This is a genomic window from Mesorhizobium sp. M7A.F.Ca.CA.003.01.2.1 (assembly GCF_003998945.1).
Classification (GTDB): Bacteria; Pseudomonadota; Alphaproteobacteria; order Rhizobiales; family Rhizobiaceae; genus Mesorhizobium; species Mesorhizobium ciceri.
Map to the genome: position 1 here is coordinate 1 of NZ_RZRA01000410.1, position 4785 is coordinate 4785.

The 4785-nt window shown below is 65.5% G+C and carries 5 protein-coding genes; 2 read left to right on the forward strand and 3 right to left on the reverse strand.

The genetic code is table 11. From position 1 onward, the window contains the following. Positions 1–1269 (reverse strand): TRAP transporter fused permease subunit (locus EN969_RS17380; protein ID WP_127419268.1); only part of this gene is annotated, 1269 nt, incomplete at its 3' end. A gap of 14 nt (positions 1270–1283) precedes the next feature. Continuing rightward, positions 1284–2243, reverse strand: coding sequence for a TAXI family TRAP transporter solute-binding subunit (locus tag EN969_RS17385; RefSeq protein ID WP_063169653.1), 960 nt, complete (start codon positions 2241–2243; stop codon positions 1284–1286). A 257-nt stretch (positions 2244–2500) separates the two neighbouring features. On the opposite strand from EN969_RS17385, the gene EN969_RS17390 reads away from it, so the two are divergent. Together EN969_RS17390 and EN969_RS17395 are read left to right on the forward strand one after the other, a co-directional pair. Continuing rightward, complete coding sequence (locus EN969_RS17390; protein ID WP_013528640.1) at positions 2501–2854, forward strand: YciI family protein; 354 nt, start codon at positions 2501–2503, stop codon at positions 2852–2854. Beyond that, positions 2854–4098, forward strand: coding sequence for an RNA polymerase sigma factor (locus EN969_RS17395; protein WP_063169654.1), 1245 nt, complete (start codon positions 2854–2856; stop codon positions 4096–4098). The genes EN969_RS17390 and EN969_RS17395 overlap by 1 nt, the downstream gene beginning before the upstream one ends. Positions 4099–4101: 3 nt before the next feature. Here the strand turns inward: EN969_RS17395 and EN969_RS17400 are convergent, their stop codons facing one another. Beyond that, positions 4102–4728 (reverse strand): glutathione S-transferase family protein, encoded by a 627-nt coding sequence (locus tag EN969_RS17400; protein ID WP_063170412.1) that lies wholly within the window; start codon positions 4726–4728, stop codon positions 4102–4104. Between the last annotated feature and the right edge of the window lie 57 nt (positions 4729–4785).

Here is a 4785-nt window from a genome sequence, read left to right on the forward strand (position 1 = left end):
CCCGAGCGCGATCCAGAAGACGATGCGGAAGGCCAGCGGCCCGATCGCTGCCGCCAACGGCGTGCCGAGGATGAGCACGATGGTCAGCGCCAGGCCCATCGTGCCGGCGAAGATCGGCGTATAGCCGGCAAACAGCAGGTAGATGAGCGCGGCCAGCGGCAGCACCAGCGGCCAGTGTTGCCGCACCGCGTCCCACGGATTGGGCAGCTCGGCCTTGGCCATGCCGTGCAGGCCCGCCTTGCCGGCTTCCAGATGCACCTGCCAGAAGCAGGCGCCGAAATAGAGCAGCGCCGGGATGATCGCCGCCTTGACCACTTCGGCATAAGGCACGTTCAGCGTCTCGGCCATGATGAAGGCGACCGCGCCCATCACCGGCGGCATGATCTGGCCGCCCATCGAGGAGGTCGCCTCGACGGCGCCGGCAAAAGCCGAGCGGAAGCCGAAGCGCTTCATCAGCGGGATGGTGAACTGGCCGCTGGCCACCACATTGGCGACACCCGAGCCGGAAATGGTGCCCATCAGCGCCGAGGACAGCACGCAGACCTGCGCCGGGCCGCCGCGCCACGAGCCGACCAGGCCAAGCGCGAAATCGTTGAACAGCGCGATCATGCCAGCGCGTTCGAGAAAGGCGGCAAAGACGACGAAGATGAAGATGTAGGCAGCCGAGACATAGATCGGTGTGCCGTAGATGCCTTCGGTGCCGTAGGCGAAGGTGTCGACGATCTGGGCGAAATCATAGCCGCGATGGATGAGCGGCGGCGGCAAATGGTTGCCGAAAAAGCAGTAGGCGAGAAAGATGAAAGCGATGACCGCCAGCGGCAGGCCCATCAGCCGCCGCGCTGCCTCGAAGACCAGCACCACCAGCACCGCGCCGACGATGAGGTCCGGCGTGGTCAGGAAGCCGGAGCGGCGGATCAGATCAGTGTAGAACACCCAATTGTAGAGGCCGGTGCCGAAGCCGAGCGCCCCGAGCGTCCAGAACGCGGCTTTCGCCGGCATGCTCTTGGCGCGCAGATTGGCGATCAGGCCAAAGCCGAGCAGCAGCAGGAAGCCGACATGCATGGCCCTCACCACCTGGCTCGGAATGCTGCCATAGGCGGCGACATAGATCTGGAACACGGAAAAGGCGACGGCGATGAGAAAGGCGGCCTTGCCCGCAAGGCCGTCGCCGAAGCCCGGCGGCAGCCCTTCGACCTGTTCTTCGACGGCAGGCAGATGGAAGGTGGCGGATTTGCCGTCGGTTGATGTTCCAGACGTTGCTTCGGTCATCCGACGGATCCGCCCTACTTCAACAAGCCCTTCTCCTTGTAGTATCGCTCGGCACCGGGGTGCAGCGGCACCGGCATGCCGTCGAGCGCCTTGGCCGGGTCGATCGCCTTGGCGGCGGCATGCGCCGCGGCCAGTTGGTCGAGATGGTCGAACATCAGCTTGGTCATCCGGTAGGCGGTCTCGTCGGAGACATCGGCGCGGGTGATGAGGAAATTGCCGACGGCGGCGGTGGCGACATCCTCGCTCTGGCCTTCATAAGTGCCCTTGGGAATGACCACCGACAGATAGGGCGCGCCGATCTTGGCGACGTCCTCGGCCGGCACCGCCACGACATTGATCGGCACGGAGGTGGCGAGGTCGCGGATCGAGGCGACGCCGAGCCCGGCCGATTGCAGCGTGGCGTCGAGCTGCCGGTTCTTGATCAGCTCGACCGATTCGGCGAAGGGCAGATACTCGACCCGGCCGAGATCCTCATACTTCAACCCGGCGGCGGCGAAGATGGCGCGGGCATTGAGCTCGGTGCCGGAGGCCGGCGCGCCGACCGACAGGCTTTTTCCCTTGAGGTCGGCCAGCGTCTTGATGCCGGACTCCCGGCTGGCGACGATCTGGATGTAGTTGGGATAGATGGCTGCGATGCCGCGCAACTTATCGAGCTTGCCGGGGAAACCGGCCTCGGCATTGCCTTCGGCGGCCAGCTTGACGGAATCGCCCAGCGCAAACGCGATCTCGCCCTTGCCCTGCTGCAACAGATTGAGGTTTTCGACCGAAGCCTTTGTTGCCTGCACCTGGGTGCGGGCACCTTCGATGCCCTTGCCGTAGATTTCCGACAGTGCCACGCCGAGCGGATAATAGACGCCAGATGTGCCGCCGGTGAGCACGTTGATGAATTCCTGCGCCTTGGCGGAAACAGCGCCTAGGCCAAGCGACAGCGCCACGGCGCCGGCCGCAACAAGTTTCGTCCTGAAATGGAACATCTGATTTCCTCCCTGAAATAGCAGCCGCATCACCTCCCTGACGCGAACAGAAGCGAGTTTAGACAGCGAGATGGAAATGCCAACCCGCAATCCCATGCGTTAGACGAATGGTTGAGTGCGGGATGCACAGATGGCCGCTTGCGTGAAATGTCTTCGGAGCCGAAAGATTTTTCCAATGCCTGTCGAAATCGGCCAGGGCCGCGCGACATACGTCCGGCTCGCAAACGAAGCAGCCTTCGAAACAACGGGAGAAGACCATGCGATACATGCTTTTGATCTACGTCAATGAAGCCGCGATGGCGGCCGCGCCGACCGATAAGACCTACGAGATCAGCGCTGCCTATGGCGCGTATACCGATGCGTTGAAGAAGTCCGGCGCCTGGCTGGCCGGCGACCGGCTGAAGCCGACCCAGGCCGCCACTTCGGTGCGGATGGTCAATGGCAAGACCAACGTGCTCGATGGCCCCTATGCCGACACCAAGGAGCAGCTTGCGGGCTTCTACATGATCGAGGCCGAGGATGCCGATGCCGCTATCGCCTGGGCGGCGCGCTGCCCCGCGGCCAGCGCCGGCACGGTCGAGCTGCGGCCGATCTGGGAACAGACCATGTGATGGAAAGTGGCCTGGAGATCGCGCGGGCGGCAGCGGAAACCGCCGCCCGGCAAAGCTACGGCAAGCTTGTCGCCTGGCTCGCGGCCCGCACGCGCGACGTGGCCGCAGCCGAGGACGCGCTGGCCGATGCCTTTGCCGCCGCCCTCGAACGCTGGCCAAGAACCGGCGTACCCAAGAAACCGGAAGCCTGGCTGCTGGCGGTGGCAAGGCGGCGCCGCGTCGATGCGGTGCGGCGCCGGCTGACCAGCGAGGCCGGCCGCGAGCATCTCAAGCTGATTGCCGAGGAAGCGGAGGCGCGCATGACCGACGAAGACCTGCCCGACGAGCGGCTGCGGCTGATGTTCGCCTGCGCCCATCCGGCGATCGAATCGAGCGTGCGTTCGCCGCTCATCCTGCAGACGGTGCTGGGGTTCGACGCCGCGACGATCGCTTCCGCCTTCCTGGTCTCGCCGGCAACGATGGGCCAGCGCCTGGTGCGAGCCAAGTCCCGCATCCGTGAAACCGGTATTCCGTTCCGCGTGCCGGAGCAGGCCGAACTCGGCGAACGGCTGGATGCGGTGCTGGAAGCGATCTACGCCGCCTTCGCCGAAGGCTGGTCCGACCCGGCGGGCACCGAGACGCGAGGGCGCAATCTGGCGACCGAAGGCATTTGGCTCGGCCGGCTGGTGGCTTCGCTGTTGCCGGAGGAGCCGGAGGCGCTGGGCCTCCTGTCGCTGATGCTGTTTGCTGAGTCGCGCCGCGCCGCACGGCGCAGCGCCGCCGGCGACTTCGTGCCGCTGGCGGAACAGGATTGCCTTCTATGGGACCGCGCCCTGATCGATGAGGCGGAGGCGCTGCTTTCCCACGCCGCGGCCAAGGGCATCATCGGCCGCTACCAGCTTGAGGCGGCCGTGCAGTCCGCGCATGCGGCACGACGGCTGACCGGCCGCACCGACTGGGCGGCGATCCGCGAGTTCTACGACGCGTTGCTTTCGATCGCAGGATCGCCGGTGGTGGCGATAAACCGCGCGGTGGCGATCGCCGAGGCCGAGGGCGCAGTGGCGGGATTGGCGGCCCTCTACGTGCTGGGCGACGACAAACGGCTTGATGACTATCAGCCCTATTGGGCCGCACGCGCCGGTCTCCTGGCCAGGCTTGGTCAGGTACTGCAAGCCTGCGAAGCCTATGACCGGGCGATCGGCCTCGAGCGCGACCCGGCGGTGCGCCGCTTCCTGCAGGAAAAGCGGGCAGTGCTCAGAAATTGAGCTTCAGCCCGGCCACATCTCGTGCGAGGTGTTGAGCGTCTTCATCAGCGGATGGTCGCGCAGCCGCGCCCACAGGCGTTCAATGTTCGGCCATGCCGTCCGCGCGCTGTCGATGTCGGGATGCCAGGCCACCAGCATGACCAGATAGATGTCGGCCAGCGACACCCGGTCGCCGACCAGCCAGTCACGGCCTTCAAGCGCGGCATCCAGAACGGCAAAGCCACGGTCCATCTCGGCCACGGCTGCCTGCTTGACCGCCTTGGTGCCTTCGGGATCGGCAGTGTAGCGGTATGCGTAGTAGAAACGCAGCACCGCCGGATAGAGCACCGACGACATGAAGGCCATCCAGCGCAGGAAATCGGCGCGGGCAGGCGCGTCTGCTGCCGGCGCCAAATTGGCATCGGGATGACGCTCGGCAAGCAGGATGCAGATCGCCGCCGATTCCGTCATCGAGCTTCCGTCCGGCAAGGTCAGCACCGGCACCTGGTTCAACGGACTGATGTCGAGGAAGGCGGGGTCGGGCCGGTCGGTCTTCGGCACGTCGATCTGCTCGAACTGTGCATTCGCCAACGCCAGCGCTGCCTCGACGACGAAGCCGCCGCTGCCAGGACGGGTATAAAGCTTGTACATAAAATTCTCCCCCGGCCGCGCAAAGCAGGCCGGGGCGATATGAACCGGAAGCGGTGC

Coding starts and splice junctions, on each gene's coding strand:
- EN969_RS17390 (WP_013528640.1), top strand. CDS start 2,501: ATGCGATACATGCTTTTGATCTACGTCAATGAAGCCGCGATGGCGGCC.
- EN969_RS17395 (WP_063169654.1), top strand. CDS start 2,854: ATGGAAAGTGGCCTGGAGATCGCGCGGGCGGCAGCGGAAACCGCCGCC.
- EN969_RS17385 (WP_063169653.1), bottom strand. CDS start 2,243: ATGTTCCATTTCAGGACGAAACTTGTTGCGGCCGGCGCCGTGGCGCTG.
- EN969_RS17400 (WP_063170412.1), bottom strand. CDS start 4,728: ATGTACAAGCTTTATACCCGTCCTGGCAGCGGCGGCTTCGTCGTCGAG.